We start from the raw sequence: 21,174 nt of genomic DNA on the forward strand, positions 1-21,174 counted from the left end.
GTGTTTAAGGCAACAATTATCGCGTAAGGATCAAGGCTATGAGGCTTACCAGGCGGCAGATTCTCGCAGGCTCAGCATCTTTAATCGCGGCGGCTGAACTAAGTTTTGGTGACGCCAAGGCGGAATCCGCCGCAGTGCGCACCTGGCGGCACTATGCGCCGGGCGGGTGGGGCCAGATTCACATGTGGATGGCAGAGCCAAGCACGGGGCCCGGCTCCGAACCGCCGCTGATCTGCCTGCATCAGAGCCCGACGTCCGGGGCCTATTACAAGGAATTCCAGGCGGTGATGGCCACCGACAGACTGGTAATCTGCCCGGACACCCCCGGCTATGGCGGATCAACGCCGCCGCCTGAGATCCCGGATATGGAAGATTACGGCCGAGCGATGGTTGAGGCGCTGGAAAACCTTGGTTATGGCGCGAATGGCAAAGGCCCAGTGGATATGCTGGGGTTTCATACCGGGAATTTTGTCGCCATAGAAATGGCAGTTAAGCGGCCCGATCTCGTGCGCAGGTTGGTGATGCCAGGCATTCCCTACTATGTCGCGAGTGAGCGGGGGGACAAGCTGCAACAGTACGCCAAGCCCCGCCCCTACTTCAGCGACCCCGACTATATGGCGCGGGCCTATAAAAGCAGCGTTTACGACCGCGATCTGGGCATCCCCAAAGAGCGTCACCTGGAAATGTTTGTTGAGCGACTGCGCGCTGGGACAAAATCCCATTACGGATTTGATGCGGTGTTCCGTTACAATCCCGACCCCGTTCTGAAAGCCCTCAAACAACCGGTTCTGCTGCCAATCCTCAATGAAACCCTGGCCGAACCAACCCGCGTTGCCGGACAGATGATCGCCGATACATCGGTTGTGGACCTGATGGACTTGGACGGCTGGGCCTGGTTCACCGCGCCAGAGCGAATTGCAGCGGTTGTACGCCCCTTCCTGGATGCGGCGTGATGGCCTCTGGGGTGAAAACCTGGCGGCACTACGCGACGACACGCGACGGGCAAGTTCACCTGCTGTCCGCCGCACCGGCTGTGACGCAACAGCAGACGAAAACACCCCTGGCCTGCCTTCATCAAAGCCCCATGTCGGGCGACGTCTTTGCGGAGTTTTTACCCGTCATCGCAACAGACCGAGTAGTGCACTGCCCAGACACCCCCGGGTTCGGTAGCTCCGACCGTCCCCTGAACGTCAGAAACGGCGGCAAAGCCAACATCAAAAACCTGGGCCTGGGTTTAGCCGATGCGCTGACGGACCTTGGCTATAACGAAGGTAACCCCATTGACCTTTTTGGTTTTCACACCGGGTCTCTCGCCGCCATTGAATTGGCCCGCGCCAGACCGGAGATCGTGCGCAAACTTATTCTGGTCGGCATCCCCTACTATCCCGCCGCAGAACGCCCGGCGATGGAAAAACGGTTTGTCACGCCCTACGCCTTTTTGACCGATCCCACCTATGTGCCGGACATGTACAATCGCATGGTCCTCAAAGCGACCAACGACCTCAGCAATGAGGAGCGTTTTGAGAATTTTCTGGGACGTATGCGCGCCGGCCCGAACGGGCAAGATGGCCCGGACTCAGTGTGGAGCTATGACGCCGACGAAGGTTTGTCTGAGCTCGCGGCGCTGAACAAGCCGGTTTTGTTCTTAGCGTTCAACGAGGTCCTCACCGAACCCCATAAGCACGCTCATCGCCTTTACTTTCCGGATGCACCGCTGATCGAACTCAGCCATCTGCCGATGGAAGGTTTCAAAGCAGGCCCGCAGGATGTAGCCGATGCTGTCAGACCATTTTTTAGATAGCGCTTAGGTAAAGACCAGGGATAAAGGCCTGGTGTAAAAGGCCAGAAATGCCAACCTATGTAGCTTTTTCTTGTAAAAAACAATTTAATTTGTTATAGTGCCTTCATCATATGCAGTGCAGGACTTTAAATAAATGCAGCATTCACACACAGCGCGCCAAAACGAGGAGGCGCTACCAGAAGATATAGAAGAACACGCTTCGCACGACCAACGTGGCGACCCAACTTTGCTTAAACGCGGCGTATCTCTTGACGAGGCTGTGACCTGGATGATCGCTAATGAAGCTGGGCTCAATGGACGAAAATTAGCGTCTTCAGGCGCAGACGGTCAGCATGTTCTAAAGCTGCTCCGCGCAACGAAACGCGCACGCGATCCCTATAAAAGAAGAGACTTGGTGCAGCTTACAAGAACCGCCCTTTCCCGCCTCACCCCAGGGCGGCACTGCGCCCTGATTGAAGATGTCACGGCAAACTTGCAGGCAATGCAGCACCCGCAATCTGGCCCCTCCATCAATCCAGATACCGGTCTTCAAGAGTTCTTCTTTGATGGGCTCAGCCGTAAAGTGCGAAAGTGGTTTGAGCCCCAAGACCATATAACGTCACCGCCCCCCAAACGGACTAAGTCAGCACGCACCCCCCCTGTGCAAGCGACTGAAGGTTTGCTCGCTCCCGGCGGACTATCGCAAACAAGGTCACACCCGCTTAATATCCAACCAATTTTGGTTGAGATGCAACGCCGGGATGATGCTTTGCGGGATCAATCATTTGATGACCCAGTAGAGTTTGGGCAAGGTGCAGGAACTGGTTTACTCAGTCGCGTTGCGACAATCGGGATGGTCTCAGGCACAGGGCGAGAATCATATCGTCAGGAAGTCCATAATTTAAAAAAAGATGACTATGAAAAACGGTCACTCATCAAACGAAAATATGGCGCTTTGACTCCTAAGGAAGTTATGGCTTTCGTTACAGCTGAACGTGGTGACAGTGTGGAGCCTGTTAAAGGGTCAGGAAGAACTGCAAATCAAACTAATCCCGTTTGGAACAAGCGTTTTGAAAGACTAGGAAAAATAGGCAAAGGCGCTGGCGCGTTGGGCCTCGTCACAGCTGGCGCGGATATCGCAACTTCTGAGAACCCGACGCGCTCCTCATACGCAAACACTGGCGCGGCAATAGGTGGAAATCTATTAGGGCTGGGTGGTGCAACCATTGGCAGTTCACTTGGTGTTGGTGGCACGATAGGGGGATCACTTCTGGGGTCAACTGCGGGAGGAAAACTCGGATACAGCGCTGGTGAAAAAATATATAACCTACAAGAAAAACTCGAACCATATTACGTTAATCCGTATCTGAACAATCGATGGACCCCGCTGTATTGAGACCCAAGCGGTATAACTTGGAGGTATTATTGATGCATTTTCTTAAAAGAATTCAGACATTCTTTCTAACGTTATTTGGGAAAATGAATCAGGAATACGTGGAGTTATCAAACGACGGGTTCAAAACTTTTCGCAAAGAACATTTTAAGGAATATTCACATGAAACCGCATGGTCAGATATTGCACAGATCCGATTTGCTATTAAAGACATGGGGATGTGGCACGAACTGTTCGTTTATATAAACCTCGATAATGGACAATCTTTTTGGATTAGCGAAGAATTTGAAAACTTCGATGCCTTTAACGCAGCAATGATAAAGCAGTTCCCAGTTATTCAGAAAAACTGGCATCAAGTTGGCCCCCAAGGCTGGGAAAAGGTTCACACTCTGTATGAATCTACCAATTGAAAAAGACATCATTGGCCCAATCCTTAAAGGGCCACCTTGGACTTCATGCGCGTAAAATATTATTGAGCATGATTTCTGTAGCTCACTTTTCTTTCAGATCAAACTTGATCATCAGCAATGACCCCGCGATGTTGCACAGCGCTGGCCCGACGGAGGCGAGTAACAGGATTGCGAGAAAGGCGGTGTCAGGCTGTGTCTCAGGCCACGCACCTCCTGCGGCACTGATAAATCCAGACGCTTCAAGCAGCAGCCCAACAACCAAGGGACCGAACGCCGCCGTGCCCTTCTCGACCATACTGTAGAGGGCCGCCAGGGTTCCTTCCTGGGCGATGCCTGTGGTCTTAGTGTTGTGCGCCATGGTGTCGGGAAGAATAGAGAAGCCCAGCACCAAAATTCCAGACGCCGCTACACCGACCATGAAAATCCGGATGTTGGTAATCCAGTCGAGTTCTGCGGACGAGGCAAACAACCACGACAACGCGACCAAGGCATAAAAATACCCGGCGCCCATATAGGTCAACCGCTTGCCGTAGCGTTTGGAGATGGCCGACCAAAGCGGAAGCGACAGGATTGTTCCCGCCGTTTGATAAATAACGAAACGTCCGAGAAAACTCTCGTCTAAGCCAAGGATATAACGGCCCAGGTAAAGCAACGAAGCTCCAACCATGGCCCCGGCCATCAACTGGCATAGTTTCACACCGATAAAAATTTTGAACGGCCCATTGCGCATCACAATCCGCAATTGATCAAATATACTGCCGGTCGCGATACTTCCGCTGATGATCACAGGAACGCGTGCGACAATTGCGGCGCAGCCCAACATAGCAACAAGAATAATCACCGCATGGACCGCCCCCATGCCGGCGTAGCCTGCACGCCCTCCCCCGAACTGCGTGATCAGAATTGGGCCAAGGCCAGCGACAATCAGCCCAGCCACGGTCATGAAGAAGACGCGAAAGGACATCATCGTCGTGCGCTGCTGAGGAATGTCAGTAATCTCTGCCGGTACGGTGAGATAGGGCACAACGAACAGGGTATACCCTGTCGCAAAAAGCAGCAGTGTGCCAAGCACGTAAGCGCTCAGCAGCAGGCCATCTAAACCTTCCGGGACAGCGAAGAGCAGAAAGTAGGCGACAGCGATGATGGGGGCACCCACCACGAGAAACGGAACGCGTTTGCCCCAGCGGCTTTGGGTGCGGTCACTCCAATTGCCGATCACAAGCGTGGCCGCAATATCCCAAATGCGGGATATAAAAATCAGCAAACCCGCAAGTGACGGCGACAGCCCGACATATTCCGTGAGATAAAACAGCACGAGCAGGCTCATGGCCCCAAGCGCAGTACTCGACCCTATGGTGCCGCTGGCCCAGCCAACGGAAACAGCTTTTGAAACGCTCACAAAATCACGTGCTATTCAGCAGCGACGGCTGTTTTGGGTATCACTTTACCGTTGAGATGCTCGATGGAGTACATGGGTTTATCGGTGCGCAGCATCACGTAATGCCCGCCCAACTGTCCCAATTGAATACGAATATCGTCATCCATATAGGCGATATGGGACCACAGTTTCGGCGACGGTTTGAGTTGTGATTTCAACTCATCGGCAGACTCCACACCGATCGCTTCACAGTAGTCTTCGATCGACATGTCTGGATCTGTTGGAATGATTTCAAAACCATCGAACTCGACAAAAAAGCGGTCCAGGTTTTCTTCCTTCTTTTTAAACCGGCCATAGGCAAAGTGATGGCTGTCAATTTGGTTCTCACCGATTCTGAAGCGTGAATAGAAGTTATAGCCGCCCGTATCCGGGTCGACTTCCAAACCGCTGTACAATTGTGTCGCCGGCACATCCGGCAGGCGCCCCATGGAGAACACTTTTAAAGAGGTGCTGACGCCCTTGCCCTGGTCCGTCGCGCCATCGCCGCCGACCAAACGGCCAAAGCTGAAATAGCTGCCTTCCCAATGGCCGCGGAATATTTCGGGATGATTGAGCGCGCCAGGATAGGGCGTGAACTCAACCAGTTCGTCGATCAGCGCATCGATGCGAATGGTTTCCGGCGTGCCCGCGCCAAATCCTTCCTTGTGGGTTTCGATCAGGCCCAGCAATTCCTCGCGCAGTTCTTCCCGTTTGGACATCTCAAACCCCTTTCTTATGCGTTCAGTCTGTTCATTCTCTACCGGTGATAGACGGCCTGTCTATAGGCTTACGTAGTCCTCGATCTCTTCAATCACGTCAGGAAAGTGTTTTTGGTTCTTTTCTACCAGGTCGGCAGGCAGGTTCTGATAGTCGGCAATCACGCGCCCGGTCCCACGCGACATGGTGACGCCGTCTACATCATCCATCTCCATCCACGGACGCCAACTGATGACGTTCAGCTTATAAACGGTTGTCGGCACATGAGGAGCTGAGCCGCTTAAGTTTTCAAGCGGCGTGCGGAAGGTAAAGACTTCATGAAACTTCAGAGGTTGTCCACCGTCGGTCATCGGCGGCACGTAGGAATCGATCCGCTCTTCAAAAATCATTTCACCGGCTTCGATAGACTCAGGCTCGAGCCAATGATTATTGACCAATCCCTCCATTGGGAACGGCTCGTTGATCATTTTTAGATCGAGAGAAACTTGTACGCGTGTTGGTCCAAGCACTTGGGCCGGAACCGTCACAGCACGCCCGGTGATAGGATTGTTCCAGGTTTCTTCTGCAATGCCTGTTTTGAGATCGGTGAAGTAGACAATTTCAAAATAAACAGCATCGAAGCTGCCGTCTTCATTCAGCCTATGGCGCGTATAAATTTGCTGGCTGACACCAAGCAGCGGCATAGTTTCTTTATCAATGATGGCCGAGAGCACGCCCTTGGTCCAGCGAATGGCAATACCGCCATCGGTGCGCCCCATCATGCGGATCATTGTATTCAAACGATCTCGCTTGGTCATTTCGCTTTGCGCCCGCGCAGCTTTACCGACCAAGGGCGATGCGCCTAGCACCGAAGCCCCGATCACACCAGCGCCGAAGTGTCTTCTGGTTAAGCCCTTCATCGGTATCTCCCCAGCCACGACTTTTAATGACCCACTCTAAAGTTTAGGTCCAGGCAGCAATATCGCTTATGAGGACAGAACTCTAGAGAAGTGGATCAGACGTCTAAGAGCTCAGGATGGTCTGATTCGATCCGGCGAAGCAACCAATCATCGCTATCCATGTGATCTGGGGACTCAAATTTCCGGCCTTTTAACCGCCAACTGATCACACCGGGGGTCTGGCCCATTTTCATCCACCCCCGCCAACTGTTGATAGTGGTGTAGGACATGGTTGAGGGGACAAAACCAGACTCGGAGTTCTCTAAATCTGACAGCAGAGCCATATGGGTTGCCAGCGATGTCGATGTTCTGAAGGGGCCGCTCCATTCGCGTTCGTCTTCATAACGCTCGCGGGGATTTGGAATTTTGACGAAGAGGTCTTCACTGCACCACACCGTATCACCAATCACCGTCGCCGGTGTAATAACACCCTTATACTCGAGGCCATCGGGCCGTTGCGACAGGATAGGGTTCACAGTCGTCGGCGTAAACACGCTGGATTGACCAGAGCGGTAGTGGGCCGGAACGACAGTTAAACCATTCATAGGGTTAACCCACTCATCAATCACGTCGCGGGCATCAAGGCTGGTGTGATATCCAGCTTCCTGCATTGAATAGAGGTAAGAGCCATCGGGCTGACGTTCACACCGGCCCCAACTCATGCCTTCGATACCCATGATCGGACTGGCGACCTCGCCTTCAATTTTGGCGAAGAAGGTTCCGGAGTAGCGGGTATAGGATTTTTTGCCATCGTCACGATTACGCATCCGGACGTAGGCATCCAGCTTCTGTTGAGGATCGGAGAAATTAATCTTGCTGCTTGTGGCGAGAGTCGGGGCCACGGTTGAGGTTGCGACCAGGGCACCGGCTGTACCTGACAGCGCCTGGCGCCGCGTTAATTTTGGCATGTCTTATCCTTCCGTCTTGCGCGGGGGCGCCGGCGTGCGGTCGCGCTTGAAGCGGACCATGCCGGGGACACTGGGTTTGATTTCAGTAGGTGCGTTTAAAAAATCCGGATTGCGGTCTTTGACCACGGCCACAATATCAGCGGGCATATCGTCTAAGCTTGATGCACTGCCTGTGAAGCACCGGAACATAAAATGGCCCGGCGCATCGCCCATCAGCATGAAAGGCTGCCAGGGGCGCACATGCACCCACTTGCCGGTTTCTGAAATGGTTGTGAGGTCCGGGTTCTGCATATCGGCCAGAGACACCATGTAACTCTGGCTATCGGTAATGCGGATCATGGGACCGGCGCTTTCACGCACCCACACTTCCGGGTCTAAGGGATTCTTGGCATAAAGATGTGCGTGCCGTTCTGCAAACAGCAGATCACCCGCAACTTGCCAATCCAGCAGAAACGGCTCGGCTGCTTTCTCGGCTTCAACCGGATCGTCATACAATTTGGCACCCCGCACAACCGGCTCTAAGGGCGCGTTAATCTGCGGGTTGGCAATGTGAAGGACTTCAACTTCCTCATTGGTATAGGGATTGACCCAGGTGTCCAAAACTTCGCCCGTTTCGAGATCGTAGTAATAGCCACATTCACGGCGGACATTGGTAAATCCAGGTTTGTCTTCCATGGGGATCAGCCGCCCGGTGCCCATGCCCATGACACCAAACAAATCGCGACCGGCCTCGCCGGGGCGAAACCCCATAGCAACACCGCGATACCAGCCGTGCTTTTGTTTGCTGAGGTCTAAATCACCGACAATGCGGGCCATGGCCAGCATGTTGCCTTGACCGGTGGTCAAATCAAGATACGGCCCGGTCAGCGATGGCTTTGCAGTCGCGGCCTGCACCGGTGCAACGACCGTAGCAGCAGATGTTATGGCCCCGGCTCCTGTTGCCAGCACCGCGCGTCGAGAAAAACCTGGTTGCGTGTTTGCTTTTAGAGTTTTCATAACGTGTCCTTCTTCATCATTCATCGTCTTGAATGCTGTGGTTCATCCGGGTGAGTTGACTTTATTATTGGGAGATCAAAGTTTGCCGGATGAAAGACCTGAGCTCATAGGTTTCATCGCCATCATCGTCATCCAGAAAATTGACTTCCTTTGTGTTCTCGATGGTGTCTCCGGTGCGCGTTCTGACATAACGCAGAATTGCGGGTCGATCTTCGTAGATTTCTTCGCCGCCCGGAGACGCAATCACTGTGACCCAATGGGTTTCATCGGTCTTTGAAACCTCCAGCACCGAGAACCGGTAATCGCGTTGGCTGCCATTGGCAAAGTAGGACGTGACGATTTCGCCGCTGGACGGCTCGGACACCATGACCGTGACGGAGCTCATCTGCCGATCAGGCGTTAGAAATGTTTCTATTTTGACTGGCACGCTGCCATCTGGTGTAGGTGCCCAAGTTGTCTTTAAATCAACAGTCTGGGGCTTAGAGTCATCCGGTCCGTAGATATCAATAGTCCCTTCCCAATCGCCAGATTGAGAGGCCCAGAGTTGCAGGGCGTCTGCAGCCGGAGAAGCTTGCGCGGCAACGCTAGTCAATAGTAACGAGGAGACGAATAGAGCTCGCATTAGCACAGGCTGTTAACTCCAAAAAATAACCCGTCGCCTACAGGAGAGGACGACGGGTTATAATATGCGTTTAGATTAAGATCTTAGAAACCAAGAGTATGGGTTACCAAGAGTAGCTCGCCCGCACGCCGAGTTGTGTTTTGGGTGGTGCGTTTAAAGCGTACCCGATGTTGCCGAATGCCGTGAAATCACCGAACCCGGTGCCACCGCGCACTGTATCATCTCCGAGAATGTTTGTGCCGTAAGCGTAGACACTCCAGATTTCATTTTCGACACCAAGACGCGCATCCACATTCCAGTAAGATGGGTAGAAGTGTGCTTCTGCTGTATCGTTGCCACGATTGCTTTGGTATTGGGCATCAATCACACCGAACAGCTCGAGTTCATTTGTGATCGGCGTTCTATACCCGGCGGATAAATTCAAAGCATGTTTTGGCGCCCGTTCAATGCGGCTGCCGGTCGAGTCAATAATACACCCTGGCACACCGTTGAGGGTTGTCGGCGTACAATTCCGGGCTCCGGCAATGGCAAGCGGCGTGTTACTGAATTGCGAGAAGTCTGTGTATTCCGTATCGAGGAAGGTGTAGCCGGCGTTTAGACTAACCCCGTCTGCGGGGGCTGCAGCAAAGTCTACCTCGAAGCCACGCACTTCAGAGTCCGCCGCGTTTGCGGTTCGGCCTGTTAGGCCGTTTGGTGAGGTATCATCTGGAATTTGCTGTTGGAACTGCTTGTCGGTGTATTTCATGAGGAACACCGCGCCGTTGGCGATGAGGCGGCCATCCGCCCAGGATGTTTTTGTACCGACTTCGTAGTTCCACACCGTTTCAGCGGTGTAGCGGGCGTTTTCGATAAGCGGTGCCGCCACGGTGGAGAACCCGCCCGGCTTAACCCCTTTCGACACGGACGCGTAAATCAGAGCATCATCTGTGGTCTGATATTCCAAGGTGAACTTTGGTGCAAAGAAGTTATCGGAGTCAGACGCCATGAATGTTGTAAAGGCTCCCGCATCGGCCGGCGGACCGAAAACAGAAACCGCCGCGCCGCCATTGGGCCAGACATAACTGAACGATTCATCCGAGTACCGTGCTTCAACGGACGCGGCGAGTTTTTCAGAAATATCATATTCAAAGATGCCATAAACCGACCAGTGTTCCGTATCGCGGCGTGTGGGTCTTTCCGGAGACGGCATTGCCAATCGCGTATTCAAAGCCGCCGACGATACCCCGGGAGCCCCAACCACGACGGTAATCAGGTTGCGATCAAGCTGAACGTAGTTTTCATCCCAGTACAATCCACCGACAGCCCAGCGGAAACCATCGGACTCCAGATCACCGATGCGCACTTCCTGGTTGATCTGGCGGACGTTGGTGCTGGCACTGGATTCAAACGTGTTTGGCAGCGGCTCGGCGATGCCGCCGGGGGTCGGGAACAGCACCGGCGCATCGGGCTCGGCGTAAAAGTCTGTGTCGACACGGTAGAAGCCATCGACTTCGCTGTAGCCGGTCCAAGTGTTGAGCTTGACGGTGCCAAAGTCGTATTCGGTGATCAAGCTGGCGTAAATTGCATCGACGTCAGAGCCCTCGTAATCTTCACCGGTGCGGGGGTCGAGGCTGAGCGTAATCAACCCTTCCTGTACCGGGGCGAAGTTACCAAAGGGGGCGAGACGGGTCTGAGCGGGCAAGATACCGGCATCAATGAGCGGCTGCGCCCCCGCCGGTAGGTTAGTTAGGATGGTGCCGCCATTGGCAGCGCCGAGGAAGTATTGTGCAGCGGGTTCATTTTCGTCTTTAGAGTAAGAGGCCCGCACATCAACCGTGAAGTTTTCGCTGGCTTCAAAGGAGGCAGACAAGGCTGCACCATAACTCTCATAGCCGCCAATGCCTTCGCCGGAGATGGCGTTATCATAGAAGCCATTGTGCTGGGCGTACGTGGCATTGAGCCTAAGGCCGACGGTATCGGACACCGGGCCAGCGATTGAGCCAGTGACCTCAGCCTGGCCATGATCACCGACATCGGCAAACAAGCGGCCTTCAAATTCATCGCCGGGCTTCTTGGAGATGTAGTTAATGGCACCGCCAAAGGCGACACGACCGTAAAGTGCACTTTGCGGGCCTTTTACAACCTCAATCCGCTCGGCATCGACCAAGCGGAGGTTCATGCCGATCCCGCCACCGCCGGTGAGCAAGGATTCGGAAGAGATATCGATGCCGTCAAGCAGCACACCGATAGGCTGGCGGCCACGTGTGGCGGACAAGCCGCGAATGACCGGGCGGGTGTCTTGCGGCACGAAAGAGGTTTCAAACACCAGGCTGCTGGTCAGTTTAGCGATATCGCCGACGGAACGGATGCCCGATTTCTCAATCATATCGGACGAAAATGCGGTAATGCTAAGTGGTACATCTTGAAGAGATTCGGCCCGCTTGCGCGCCGTAACAACGATTTCCTCGACAGCGACTTGCTGGGCAAATGCCTCTGGTGCGGCAAAAACCAGCCCAGAAAGCGCGAAAACGCTGGAGCGCAGGGCTAATTTGCTTCTAAGTGATTTGGATTTCGTCATTTTTGTTCCCCTCGTGACGGAAAAGTTACGATGCTATTTGCTATCATCCTGAAAAAGCAGACAATATTTTTTACGTTGTGACGCTCTGAGCTTCATGAACTGGCAGAAAACGGCTTTTTTATACGTTTGTGACCTTCATGATGCGCGAATGGGCGAGGTTTTGGCAAAGAAAATTCCCGTTCTGGCCAAAAAATGGTGCTTGGTCGAAATCGTATCTGCCCGACAATAACACCGGAATGAAGTGATACATGAGTGAAATGACACATAATCACGGCAGATCTGAAACAGAGGATGCGTTTCGCATCACACCTACCCTCCTGCTCGTGTATCTGCTGGCCGTTCCCGTTGTTCTAGGTTTGATTTCCGGCATTAATGAATCTGGCAGTGCGCGCATGGTTTCTAAAGAAGCTTATATAATGCGCTATATATTTCGCGGACTGCTGTCGTGGTGGACGACCATCCTGGCCACATATGTCGTGGCTGTCGCATTGCGCCCGTGGAAACCGCATTTTTTGCTGGTGCTGGTCTTCGGACCGCTAATCAACATATTTGTCAATGCGCCGCTTTCGCTGATCTGGCAGCCCCTGTTTGAGCCCTACCTTGCGGAAGGGTCTCAGTTCTTTCCCTTATGGCCATGGCGTTTTGGCGATCCTGTGTATTTGAAAGAGTCCTTGCTCGCCCTGCTGACAAATGAAATTGTTTGGGTGTCCTTCAATGTCATTTTCTGGCGCGCGTTTTCAGTGCGTCTGTACGGCTTTACGCCACCGTCGCCGCGCCAATCAACGCCCGCTGAGCGTCCTGAAAACGAGACGGCGTTAAATTTACCGGTTGTGGCGGCCTCTTCGCCGTTCATGGATCGTTTGCCCAAAGACATCGGGACGAACATTATTGTTCTGGAGGCGCAGGAACATTACACCAAGGTGCAGACCAATCTTGGAACTGCCATGGTGCTGTATCGGTTTGGTGATGCCGTCAAGGAAATGGCCCGCCACTCTGGCATGCAAGTCCATCGGTCTTTTTGGGTCAACACCAGTGCTATTGAGAGTGTCGACAAAACAGGCCGCACCTATGAATTGACAATGACGGGTGGGGGCAAGGTGCCGGTGAGCCGGTCCTACAAAGTCAAGATTGACGAAATGGGGCTAGGTGACACCAGCGGCCCCTCCCCGCTTAAGTAAGGCCCGCTCACCTAAAGCCCTCTCACCTAAAGCAAGGATACGAGACATGTCGTCATCATCTATGGGGCTCAGTGACTCCGTCCTCGCATACCTGCGGACAGTTGGGCTGCGTGAGGACGCGGACCAAATTGCCTTGCGGGACGCGACAGCGAAACATCCGGACTCCAGCAAGATGGCGATGATGCAAATTTCACCTGAGCAAGGGCAGTTTATGACCCTGCTGGTTGAGCTGTTGGGCGTGAAAAAGTATCTGGAGATTGGCGTCTTTACCGGATATAGCGCGATGACGGTGGCCAAAGCGATGGGCCCTGAGGGCCGCGTTGTGGCCCTGGATGTCAGCGAGACGTTTACAGCCATCGCGCGGGAGCATTGGACGCAAGCGGGCGTGACCAATCAGATCGACCTGCGTCTCGCGCCAGCCCTTGAGAGCCTTGAGGCTTTGCGCCGCGCCGGGGAGCAGAACAGCTTTGATCTGGCCTTTATTGACGCTGATAAAGAGAATTACTTAGCCTACTACGAAGCCGCGTTGGACCTGGTCAGGCCCGGGGGCGTCATCGGGATCGACAATGTGCTGTGGAGCGGCAGCGTCGCTGATCCGATGGATCATAGGCCAGACACGGAGGCAATCCGGGCCGTCAATGCGGCGCTCGCTCAAGATGAACGCGTGACCATCAGCATGGTCCCGATTGGTGATGGGCTCACGTTGGCCCGAAAACGGTAGGACACGACTGTCGCACGCCTCTGCAATAACACGCCGCCATTCTATTCTTGCATACCTGCTGATCAAAAAATGCACGCGTATTGTGTGGACAAAGGAGTACGGTTTTCAAGTTTATCTTTGAACTGCGTCTTCAAGAAAGTCTCTAACAATGACACGTGTTTCTGCTTACATTACCGCGCTGAGCGGTTCTGTTCTGGTGTGCGTTACGCTTGGTGTGCTCGCGCTCATCATGGTCTTCTTTGCGGGGCTTGCGGTCGAAGGTCTGTTGGAAGCCTTTGGCGTGCTTGCGTTAGGTTGGGGTGAGTCGCACCTTTCCCTCTTGATCGGCATTGCCACGCTGACAACCCTCCCCCTTTTCATCATGATGTTTATTGCAACATGGAAGAAAATCCTGGCGGCTGAACTGCTGCTACCATAAGCCGCTAGGGCTGGAACATACCGTGTTGAACCTTGTCGCCAACTTCAACACCAAGCCTCGCCACTGTCCCCGCTGCAAGCTCTAATACGGAGCGCACAGGTACGCGCGAGGAGATGGGTTTCTCTGAATGCGGAACTGTGTTTTCGGCAATGGTCATCACCTCGCCGGTATTGCTGAGAAAAAGCATATCCAGCGGGATGAAGGTGTTCCTCATCCACATACTAACCATGCGATCGGTTTCGAAGTCGAACAACATGCCGCGGTTTTGCGGCAGTTCGGCGCGATGCATCAGACCCGTTGCCCGGGTTGAGTGTGTATCTGCAACCTCAAACTGGAAATCGTAAATCTTCGGACTACCGTTCTCGCCCTGAACCACAATAGAACCCTGTGACAGGGAGAGACTTTGCGCCTTGGTTGCGTCAAAAGGTTCGTAAGGTCGCAGGAACTGCGCCGTGGCGGGCACAACACACAGTAAAAACGGGACGAGCAGTAAAACGCGGAAGACGAATGTTATCATGGGATCACCTTACCCCAATTCATCAACTCACATATAGACGAAGTCTACCAGGAGATATATTGCCAACATCACGATGGCCCAAAACGCCATGCGCCCGGTTGGCATTGTGCGCCCGAGAATTCCTGACGGGCCATGCCGACTCTGCAGGGTTTGTATAGTAGACCGTACCCCCTTTGATAAATCATCAATGATGCTGTCGCGCGCTGATCCAGAATTTTGCGTCAGAGAAAGGGCAATTTTTTTGCCTAAGACCCGGTACAGCCAATCGAAATCCAGTGTCAGGCTATTGACCAAGTGCCAGCCATAATACTTGAGGAACAAGAAGAAAGCCGCGCCGGAGAACAGCAGAATTTGGAACTGGGTGACGATGTGATCGGGTGTGTTCGGCGCGTAATCCTGCTCAAACGGCAGAAGTTGATAGAACTGCTGGGGCAACACGCCAATCGCAACACACAGTATAGCAAAAAACACCATTGCCGTGCGCATATGCAGCGGCGGCTCCGGCGGTCGCAAACCCGAGTCTTTTCCGAAGAACACAAAGTATTGCAACTTGATACCAACGTCCAAGAACACCCCTGCCGTACCGGCCGCGAGCAAATACCAAACCCAATAATATTGTTCGAGGTAGGCCGCTTCTGAGGTCATTGCCTTAGCCGCAAAACCAGAGGTAAACGGAAAGGCCGAGATTGAAAGTCCGCCGATGATGCAACAAATTGCGGTGAGCGGCATTGTCCGAAACAATCCGCCATATTCGGTGAATTTGCGTTTGCCGGTCATGTAAAACACAGACCCCGTCGCCATGATCAACAGCGCCTTATAGATAATGTGCGCAAAGGCATGGGCAACCGCGCCATTGATCGCCAGGGTCGTCCCAATGCCAATTGCCGTGACCATGAAGCCAACTTGGTTGACGATGGAATAGCCAAGCATTTTGCGCGCGTTGTTTTCGCAAAGTCCGTAAATGATGCCGTAGAAAATCATAAACAGACCGACAAAGATCAGAATTTCTGCACCGGGAAAGCCCCGCGCCAGCACGTAAACGGCTGTCTTGGTGGTGAACGCAGACAGGAACACCATCCCGGAATAACTGGCTTCCGGGTAGGAATCCGGTACCCAGGCTGAAAATGGCGGCGCACCAGTATTGAGCAAAAAGCCGGCTAAAATGAGTGCCCGAGGAAGCGTATCCGGCAGCATCGACGTAAACGCAATGGAACCGGTGGACGCGACTTCGCCAGCGATGCCGGCCATCAGCACCACCCCACCAAACAGATGCACCAGAAGGTAGCGCAGACCGGCAGCCCGGGCGGTATCAGTCCCCGCCGAGAAAATAACAGTCGCCGACGCCAAGGCCATCATTTCCCAGAAAATAAAGACGGTGATGAGATCACCGGCAAACACGACGCCGAGTGAAAAAGCAATGTAAACGTTGGCGGCAAACAGTTCCAAAACGCGCTCTTGTTTCAGCGCATACAAATTGCCGGCCAGCGCCATCAAGGCAAACACAGTGGCGAACAGACGGCTGAGTTTATCTGTCTTAAACGGTTCTAGCGTCCACTCCATGTAGGATATGGAAAAGAGCACTCCCTCCGCCGTCATCCAGACAAAGGCTAAGGAAATCAGCGGAGCCCCAAGCAGAACGACGCTGCGGGCGGTTCCGGTCAATCGTAAGACCAGAAGTGCACCAATAAGAATTGGTAAAGAGGGGTGCAGCAAAAGACTACTCATCGTAGTAGGTGTCCTTCCGCTTCAGCACTTTCTTCCAGCCTTTCGAGAGTAAAATTGACACCCCGCCAACCAGGAACCCAAACCACGCACTAAATCCGTAGGTAAACATAAATCCCTTATGGTGATGGGTTACGAACAGCTCAGCAATAAGCAATAAGGCCAGCACGACCGTAAAGCCCAACCATAAGCGTTTGGGGGTCGCAGGATTATCCAGCCAATGCTTGTTGTTTTGCTCGTTCATAAGGTTTGCCCTACCAAGGCTTTGGCTAACGTCAATGGGACTTCTGGGAAAAGGAACAGCGCAAGCGTTCCCGATGCGGTCAAACAGAGCGCCAGTACAATGGGCCACGGCGCTTCACCATGCTCGTGCGACGGTGCAACATCCTCTTTTTTGAAAAAAGCCCGGTAAATAATCGGTACGAAGTAGCCGGTGTTGAGCAATGTACTGACAAAGATGACGAACAGAACGAACCAGTCTTTTAAGTCCATCGCTGCAGATAAAATATACCACTTGCCCAAAAAGCCTGCCGTTGGCGGCACCCCAATCATACTGAGCGCCCCAATTGTAAACGCCGCCATGGTCAAAGGCATACGTTTACCGATGCCGTTTAATTGACTAATCTCGGTTTTATGGGCGGCTGTATAAATTGAGCCAGCTGCAAAGAACAGAGTGATCTTACCAAACGCGTGCGCCGTTATATGCATCGCCGCGCCAATAATTGCCAGCGGCGTTGCCATCGCCGCAGCCAACACCACATAAGACAATTGACTAACGGTAGAATAGGCAAGTCTGCGCTTTAAGTTATCTTGACTAAGGGCGATGATGGACGCCACCAGAACAGTAAACCCGGCGGCATACACCACCCAGCCGGTTGCCTGACCGCTAAAGAGATCCAGGCCAAACACATAGACGATAATTTTTACGACGGAGAACACACCCGCTTTAACAACGGCGACGGCATGAAGGAGTGCGCTGACAGGAGTAGGCGCAACCATCGCTGCTGGCAACCAACGGTGCACCGGCATCACAGCCGCCTTACCTATGCCGTAAATAAACAGAACACTGAGTGCTCCAACAAGAAACGGATTTTCATCTTTTGGAATAATACCACCGACTGTGAAATCACCCGTGCCAGCAATAAAATAAGTGCCAATCACGGCTGGCAGTAAAAACACGACGGATGTCGTTAAGAGAATTCCAAGATAGACACGTCCTCCAGCTTTCGCAGCTTCATTGCCTTTGTGCGTCACAAGCGGGTAGGTCGAAAGCGTCAGGACCTCGTAAAACAAAAACATCGTAAAGAGGTTGCCTGCGAAAGCGATCCCAATGGTCCCCGCAATCGCAAGAGCAAAGCATGTGTAGAATACGGTCTGGTTTTCTTCCTTATTTCCGCGCACATACCCGATGGAATAGATGGAATTGACGATCCAGAGCGAGGAGGCAATCATCGCGAAAAGCATGCCCATTGGCTCAATCTCAAATCGGATTGTTAGCCCAGGCAAGACTGCAAAGCTCTCTGTAGAAGGGCGAGCCCCTTGCATAACTGACGGCACGAGTACAAACACAACCGCAAACAACAGGGCCGCAGTAACAAGTGTATAGGCTTCTCTGATATTTGGTTTTGAGCCGCTGGACGCAATAAAGACAGCCCCAAAACTCGGGATCAGAAGCGCCGCAACAATAAGCAGGGAGAGGTCTGTCATTGACCTGCCCCTAACAAGACGCTGACAATTTGCTCAGCAACACCGACTGTGAACGATGTATCAATCCCAAGATAGATACATGCCAATACAAAAACCCATGATGTTATCAGCATAGACTTAGGCGGGTCTTTTAGAGCTGGTGCACCAGCGGGTCTCTCTCGGAAAAAAGCAACTTCAATCACGCGCCCAATGTAGGCAAGAACGAGCAGTGAGCTCACCATCAGCAGAGCAACCATCCACCACCAACCGTTTTCGAGCGCACCAACTGACAGGTACCACTTAGAGACAAAGCCGACCGTCCCAGGTACGCCGAGCATGCTGAATCCAGCCAAAACAATACCGAACATTGTAAGCGGCATGGCTTTGCCCAGCCCTGCCATATCAGATAGGCGAACTGTGCCGATCTGCAGCGCTATGCCGCCGATCAACATGAATAACGCCCCCTTCATCATCGCGTGGTTCGCGATATGAACTAAACTACCGACCAGTCCAGGAGCATCCGCGAGCGCTATACCAAGCGTGATGTAACCGATCTGCGCGACACTTGAATATGCAAGCATGCGCTTTACGTTTTCCTGGAAAATGGCCGAAAAAGAGCCTGCAAAAATTGCGATAAGGGACAAAATCAAAATCACTTCGGGTATTGGTGTTTGTTCGATGGCAAACCCAAAGCCGAAAACTGAATATAAAAACCGCATCAAAAGATAAATTGCGACCTTCGTCGCCGTTGCGGCAAGAAAAGCTGTGACCGCCGATGGTGCATACGCGTACGCGCTCGGCAACCAAAGGTGCAAGGGAAATAGAGCAATTTTTAACGAGAGCCCGACAAGAATAAAGGCCATTCCTGCAATAGCCGCAGGTGTATCTAGCAAAGGCCGTAAGCGTTCCGCCATATCAACAAGGTTGAGCGTGCCGGTAATCGTAAAGAGCAGTCCAACACCAATAACATACATGGTGGCCCCGATCGTCCCCATGATGAGATATTGGTAGGCTGCTGCAAGAGCTCGGCGATCCTTGCCAAGCGCGATCAATGTATACATTGAGAGCGAGGAGATCTCCATAAAGACAAACGCATTAAACGCATCGCCTGTTATGACAATCCCCATCAAACCGCACATGCACAGCAGATACATCGTATAGTACCAGCCACGCAGGCTCTGCTTTATCTCCGCCTGAACACTCACCCGTCCGTAAACTAGAACCGCGGTTGCAATCAAAGAAACCAAAACAAGAAGGTATCCCGAAAGAATATCAATCCTGTACTCGATACCGACAGGAGGTGCCCACCCCCCCATTTGATATGAAATTGGCCCATAGTCCTGGACCTGAGCCAACATGGCAATGCTGCCAAGCGTGCTAACACCACAGACAACAAGGGCGATCAGCCAGCAGGCCGTCTGCTGACGCACTATCGCACAGACAGCGGCCGCAATGAGCGGAACAGCAACAACAATAGCGGGAAGTTGGTCGAGCACTGTTTAGTCCCAATCCGCACTAGTGTAGACGTCGTCTTCTTCGATTGAGCCATAGGCTTCATTGATTCTGACAACCAGTGCCAGGCCAAGGGCAAGCGTAGCTACGCCGACGACAATTGCAGTGAGAATGAGAACATGGGGCAAGGGATTTGAATAAAGCTGCCCTGGAGCATCCTCAATAATGATTGGTGCCGTGCCCCCCAGAATTTTCCCTGGGGAAACGTACAACAAATAAACTGACGTTTGAAATATGGAGAGCCCGACCAGCTTTTTGATCATGTTTGAACGAGAAACAATGATGTAGAGGCCAGCCATAATTAAGAAGATGGTTATCCAATGATTGATACCACCGATGATAAACGCAAGTTCGTTGAGTCCTTCCATCGCCCGCCCCTAACGCCCGCGGCCAGCAAAAGTATAAAAGATCAACAGCATCGTGGAAGAGACAGTTAGCAATACGCCGGCTTCAACAAGCAATATGCCCAGATGTTGACCATGCGAGGGATCATGTGAATCTAGCAGGCCATAATCCAAGAAATTTCCGCCCATGATCCAGGAGAAAATACCGACGCCAGCGTAAATCAAAACGCCCAAAGGAACGGCAATTTCCAGAACCGAAGACGGAATAATTTTTTGAGTCTCATGGAGGCCAAAAATCAGCGCATACAAAACAAACGCTGCGGCCACAATAACTCCGGCCTGAAAGCCGCCACCCGGACCAAAGTCACCGTGGAACTGCACATACAGAGCGAACAGAAGCAAAAATGGAATCAGCAACTTGGATATAACGCGGAGAACGAGATGGCCTCTCATGTGCGCTCCTCCTCTTCTTCGTCATCCTCTTTGCGACGTCTTCCTTTAAGCAACATCAACACACCAATACCAGCTGTAAAAATCACAGCCGTTTCCCCCAGCGTGTCATAGCCCCGGTAGCTGGCCAGAACTGACGTTACAACGTTAGGCACTGTCGTTTCTGGGATTGAACGCTCTAAATATTCAGCGCCAACATGCGTGTTCATGGGGGTATCCGGATCGCCATAACGAGGAAGCCCCCAGGTTCCATAAATGAGAACCACGCCGATTAAAACGGACAGAGCGATAGGCAAGACATTGGAATGCTTGGCAGGCGCTTCATCTGTTTTGGTAAGGTGAAGCGCAGAGAGTAGGAGAACGGTAGACACCCCTGCCCCGACTGCGGCTTCCGTCATGCCCACGTCCACGGCATCCATAGCGATCAATAGCGTTGCCATTAAAAAACTATACGCACTACCCAGAACAACAACGGCAAACAGATTGCGGACGCCTATAATACCGATAGTCACAGCCGTAAGAAAAAGGAGCAATATCAGATTAATCAGGAATTCCACGTCTAGCGTCCTTCCTTTGTGCGATCTTCGGACAGCACCGGTTCAACATTTCTGTGTTTCATAGCCCTGGCAATGGCATGAGTTGCAACAGGGCTTGTGAAGAACACCAGCGCCAAAATAATTGCCAGACGCGCCGTCGTGAGCGTCAACCCCGACTGCACCATCAATCCGATGATGATCATGCCAACGCCTAAAGTATCAATGACACTGGCTGCATGCATCCGGGTAAACGCGTCAGGCATGCGCACGATACCAATGGCGCCGACAACGCAGAAAAACCCGCCACCAGCCAACAGAGCCCAACTTACAATGTTAAGAAGCAGCTCCATAG

Annotated in this window: 23 protein-coding genes; 7 read left to right on the forward strand and 16 right to left on the reverse strand. The window is 52.7% G+C overall.

The genetic code is table 11. The features are described 5' to 3' along the window. Positions 1-38: 38 nt before the first annotated feature. The 4 genes from RIC29_17125 (at position 39) to RIC29_17140 (ending at position 3,583) form a co-directional block, all read left to right on the forward strand. A complete protein-coding gene (locus tag RIC29_17125; protein MEQ8736647.1) occupies positions 39-953 on the forward strand; it encodes an alpha/beta fold hydrolase in 915 nt (304 codons plus the stop codon). Then, entirely contained in the window at positions 953-1,801 is an 849-nt protein-coding gene (locus tag RIC29_17130) for a hypothetical protein (GenBank protein MEQ8736648.1), read from the forward strand. Before RIC29_17125 ends, RIC29_17130 begins: the two co-directional genes overlap by 1 nt. A 133-nt stretch (positions 1,802-1,934) precedes the next feature. Then, positions 1,935-3,176 (forward strand): hypothetical protein, encoded by a 1,242-nt coding sequence (locus RIC29_17135; protein MEQ8736649.1) that lies wholly within the window; start codon positions 1,935-1,937, stop codon positions 3,174-3,176. 32 nt (positions 3,177-3,208) lie between these two features. Beyond that, entirely contained in the window at positions 3,209-3,583 is a 375-nt protein-coding gene (locus RIC29_17140) for a hypothetical protein (protein ID MEQ8736650.1), read from the forward strand. Positions 3,584-3,665: 82 nt separating this feature from the next. On the opposite strand, the gene RIC29_17145 is transcribed toward RIC29_17140, so the two are convergent. The 7 genes from RIC29_17145 to RIC29_17175 all read right to left on the reverse strand — a co-directional run bounded on the left by RIC29_17145 (position 3,666) and on the right by RIC29_17175 (position 11,738). Next, positions 3,666-4,982: an MFS transporter gene (locus tag RIC29_17145; protein ID MEQ8736651.1), complete on the reverse strand. Its 1,317-nt coding sequence runs from the start codon at positions 4,980-4,982 to the stop codon at positions 3,666-3,668. 11 nt (positions 4,983-4,993) lie between these two features. Then, positions 4,994-5,719, reverse strand: coding sequence for a hypothetical protein (locus RIC29_17150; GenBank protein ID MEQ8736652.1), 726 nt, complete (start codon positions 5,717-5,719; stop codon positions 4,994-4,996). A gap of 60 nt (positions 5,720-5,779) precedes the next feature. Then, positions 5,780-6,616, reverse strand: a complete 837-nt coding sequence (locus RIC29_17155) for a DUF1838 family protein (protein ID MEQ8736653.1) — start codon at positions 6,614-6,616, stop codon at positions 5,780-5,782. 95 nt (positions 6,617-6,711) lie between these two features. Beyond that, positions 6,712-7,563 (reverse strand): DUF1838 family protein, encoded by an 852-nt coding sequence (locus tag RIC29_17160; protein MEQ8736654.1) that lies wholly within the window; start codon positions 7,561-7,563, stop codon positions 6,712-6,714. A 3-nt stretch (positions 7,564-7,566) separates the two neighbouring features. Next, positions 7,567-8,559 carry a DUF1838 family protein gene (locus RIC29_17165; protein MEQ8736655.1) on the reverse strand — a complete coding sequence of 331 codons (993 nt, stop codon included), beginning with the start codon at positions 8,557-8,559 and terminating at the stop codon, positions 7,567-7,569. A gap of 64 nt (positions 8,560-8,623) precedes the next feature. Then, positions 8,624-9,181, reverse strand: coding sequence for a hypothetical protein (locus tag RIC29_17170; protein ID MEQ8736656.1), 558 nt, complete (start codon positions 9,179-9,181; stop codon positions 8,624-8,626). A gap of 103 nt (positions 9,182-9,284) precedes the next feature. Further along, positions 9,285-11,738 carry a TonB-dependent receptor gene (locus tag RIC29_17175; protein ID MEQ8736657.1) on the reverse strand — a complete coding sequence of 818 codons (2,454 nt, stop codon included), beginning with the start codon at positions 11,736-11,738 and terminating at the stop codon, positions 9,285-9,287. 248 nt (positions 11,739-11,986) lie between these two features. Between RIC29_17175 and RIC29_17180 the strand changes: the two genes are divergently transcribed. From RIC29_17180 to RIC29_17190, 3 genes are all read left to right on the forward strand, one after another. Continuing rightward, on the forward strand, positions 11,987-12,916 hold the full coding sequence (locus RIC29_17180) for a LytTR family DNA-binding domain-containing protein (GenBank protein ID MEQ8736658.1): 930 nt from the start codon (positions 11,987-11,989) through the stop codon (positions 12,914-12,916). 46 nt (positions 12,917-12,962) lie between these two features. Then, positions 12,963-13,637 (forward strand): class I SAM-dependent methyltransferase, encoded by a 675-nt coding sequence (locus tag RIC29_17185; GenBank protein MEQ8736659.1) that lies wholly within the window; start codon positions 12,963-12,965, stop codon positions 13,635-13,637. 148 nt (positions 13,638-13,785) lie between these two features. Then, positions 13,786-14,055 carry a hypothetical protein gene (locus RIC29_17190; GenBank protein MEQ8736660.1) on the forward strand — a complete coding sequence of 90 codons (270 nt, stop codon included), beginning with the start codon at positions 13,786-13,788 and terminating at the stop codon, positions 14,053-14,055. A gap of 4 nt (positions 14,056-14,059) precedes the next feature. On the opposite strand, the gene RIC29_17195 is transcribed toward RIC29_17190, so the two are convergent. Genes RIC29_17195 through mnhG form a run of 9 tightly spaced genes read right to left on the reverse strand, consistent with a single transcriptional unit; the run spans position 14,060 to position 21,172 of the window. Continuing rightward, a complete protein-coding gene (locus tag RIC29_17195; protein MEQ8736661.1) occupies positions 14,060-14,572 on the reverse strand; it encodes a DUF192 domain-containing protein in 513 nt (170 codons plus the stop codon). 27 nt (positions 14,573-14,599) lie between these two features. After that, entirely contained in the window at positions 14,600-16,297 is a 1,698-nt protein-coding gene (locus RIC29_17200; protein MEQ8736662.1) for a Na(+)/H(+) antiporter subunit D, read from the reverse strand. Continuing rightward, on the reverse strand, positions 16,290-16,538 hold the full coding sequence (locus RIC29_17205; GenBank protein ID MEQ8736663.1) for a hypothetical protein: 249 nt from the start codon (positions 16,536-16,538) through the stop codon (positions 16,290-16,292). The genes RIC29_17200 and RIC29_17205 overlap by 8 nt, the downstream gene beginning before the upstream one ends. Further along, the gene (locus tag RIC29_17210; protein ID MEQ8736664.1) at positions 16,535-18,001 is read right to left on the reverse strand and encodes a monovalent cation/H+ antiporter subunit D family protein; all 1,467 of its coding nucleotides are present in this window, start codon (positions 17,999-18,001) and stop codon (positions 16,535-16,537) included. The genes RIC29_17205 and RIC29_17210 overlap by 4 nt, the downstream gene beginning before the upstream one ends. Next, positions 17,998-19,476 carry a monovalent cation/H+ antiporter subunit D family protein gene (locus tag RIC29_17215; protein MEQ8736665.1) on the reverse strand — a complete coding sequence of 493 codons (1,479 nt, stop codon included), beginning with the start codon at positions 19,474-19,476 and terminating at the stop codon, positions 17,998-18,000. The genes RIC29_17210 and RIC29_17215 overlap by 4 nt, the downstream gene beginning before the upstream one ends. Before the next feature lie 3 nt (positions 19,477-19,479). Further along, complete coding sequence (locus RIC29_17220; GenBank protein MEQ8736666.1) at positions 19,480-19,860, reverse strand: cation:proton antiporter subunit C; 381 nt, start codon at positions 19,858-19,860, stop codon at positions 19,480-19,482. A gap of 9 nt (positions 19,861-19,869) precedes the next feature. Then, positions 19,870-20,289, reverse strand: a complete 420-nt coding sequence (locus tag RIC29_17225) for a Na(+)/H(+) antiporter subunit B (protein ID MEQ8736667.1) — start codon at positions 20,287-20,289, stop codon at positions 19,870-19,872. Then, complete coding sequence (locus tag RIC29_17230) at positions 20,286-20,843, reverse strand: DUF4040 domain-containing protein (GenBank protein ID MEQ8736668.1); 558 nt, start codon at positions 20,841-20,843, stop codon at positions 20,286-20,288. Before RIC29_17230 ends, RIC29_17225 begins: the two co-directional genes overlap by 4 nt. A 2-nt stretch (positions 20,844-20,845) precedes the next feature. After that, entirely contained in the window at positions 20,846-21,172 is a 327-nt protein-coding gene (gene mnhG, locus RIC29_17235; GenBank protein MEQ8736669.1) for a monovalent cation/H(+) antiporter subunit G, read from the reverse strand. Positions 21,173-21,174 lie beyond the last annotated feature (2 nt).

The organism is Rhodospirillaceae bacterium (genome assembly GCA_040219235.1).
GTDB lineage: Bacteria > Pseudomonadota > Alphaproteobacteria > Rhodospirillales > Rhodospirillaceae > WLXB01.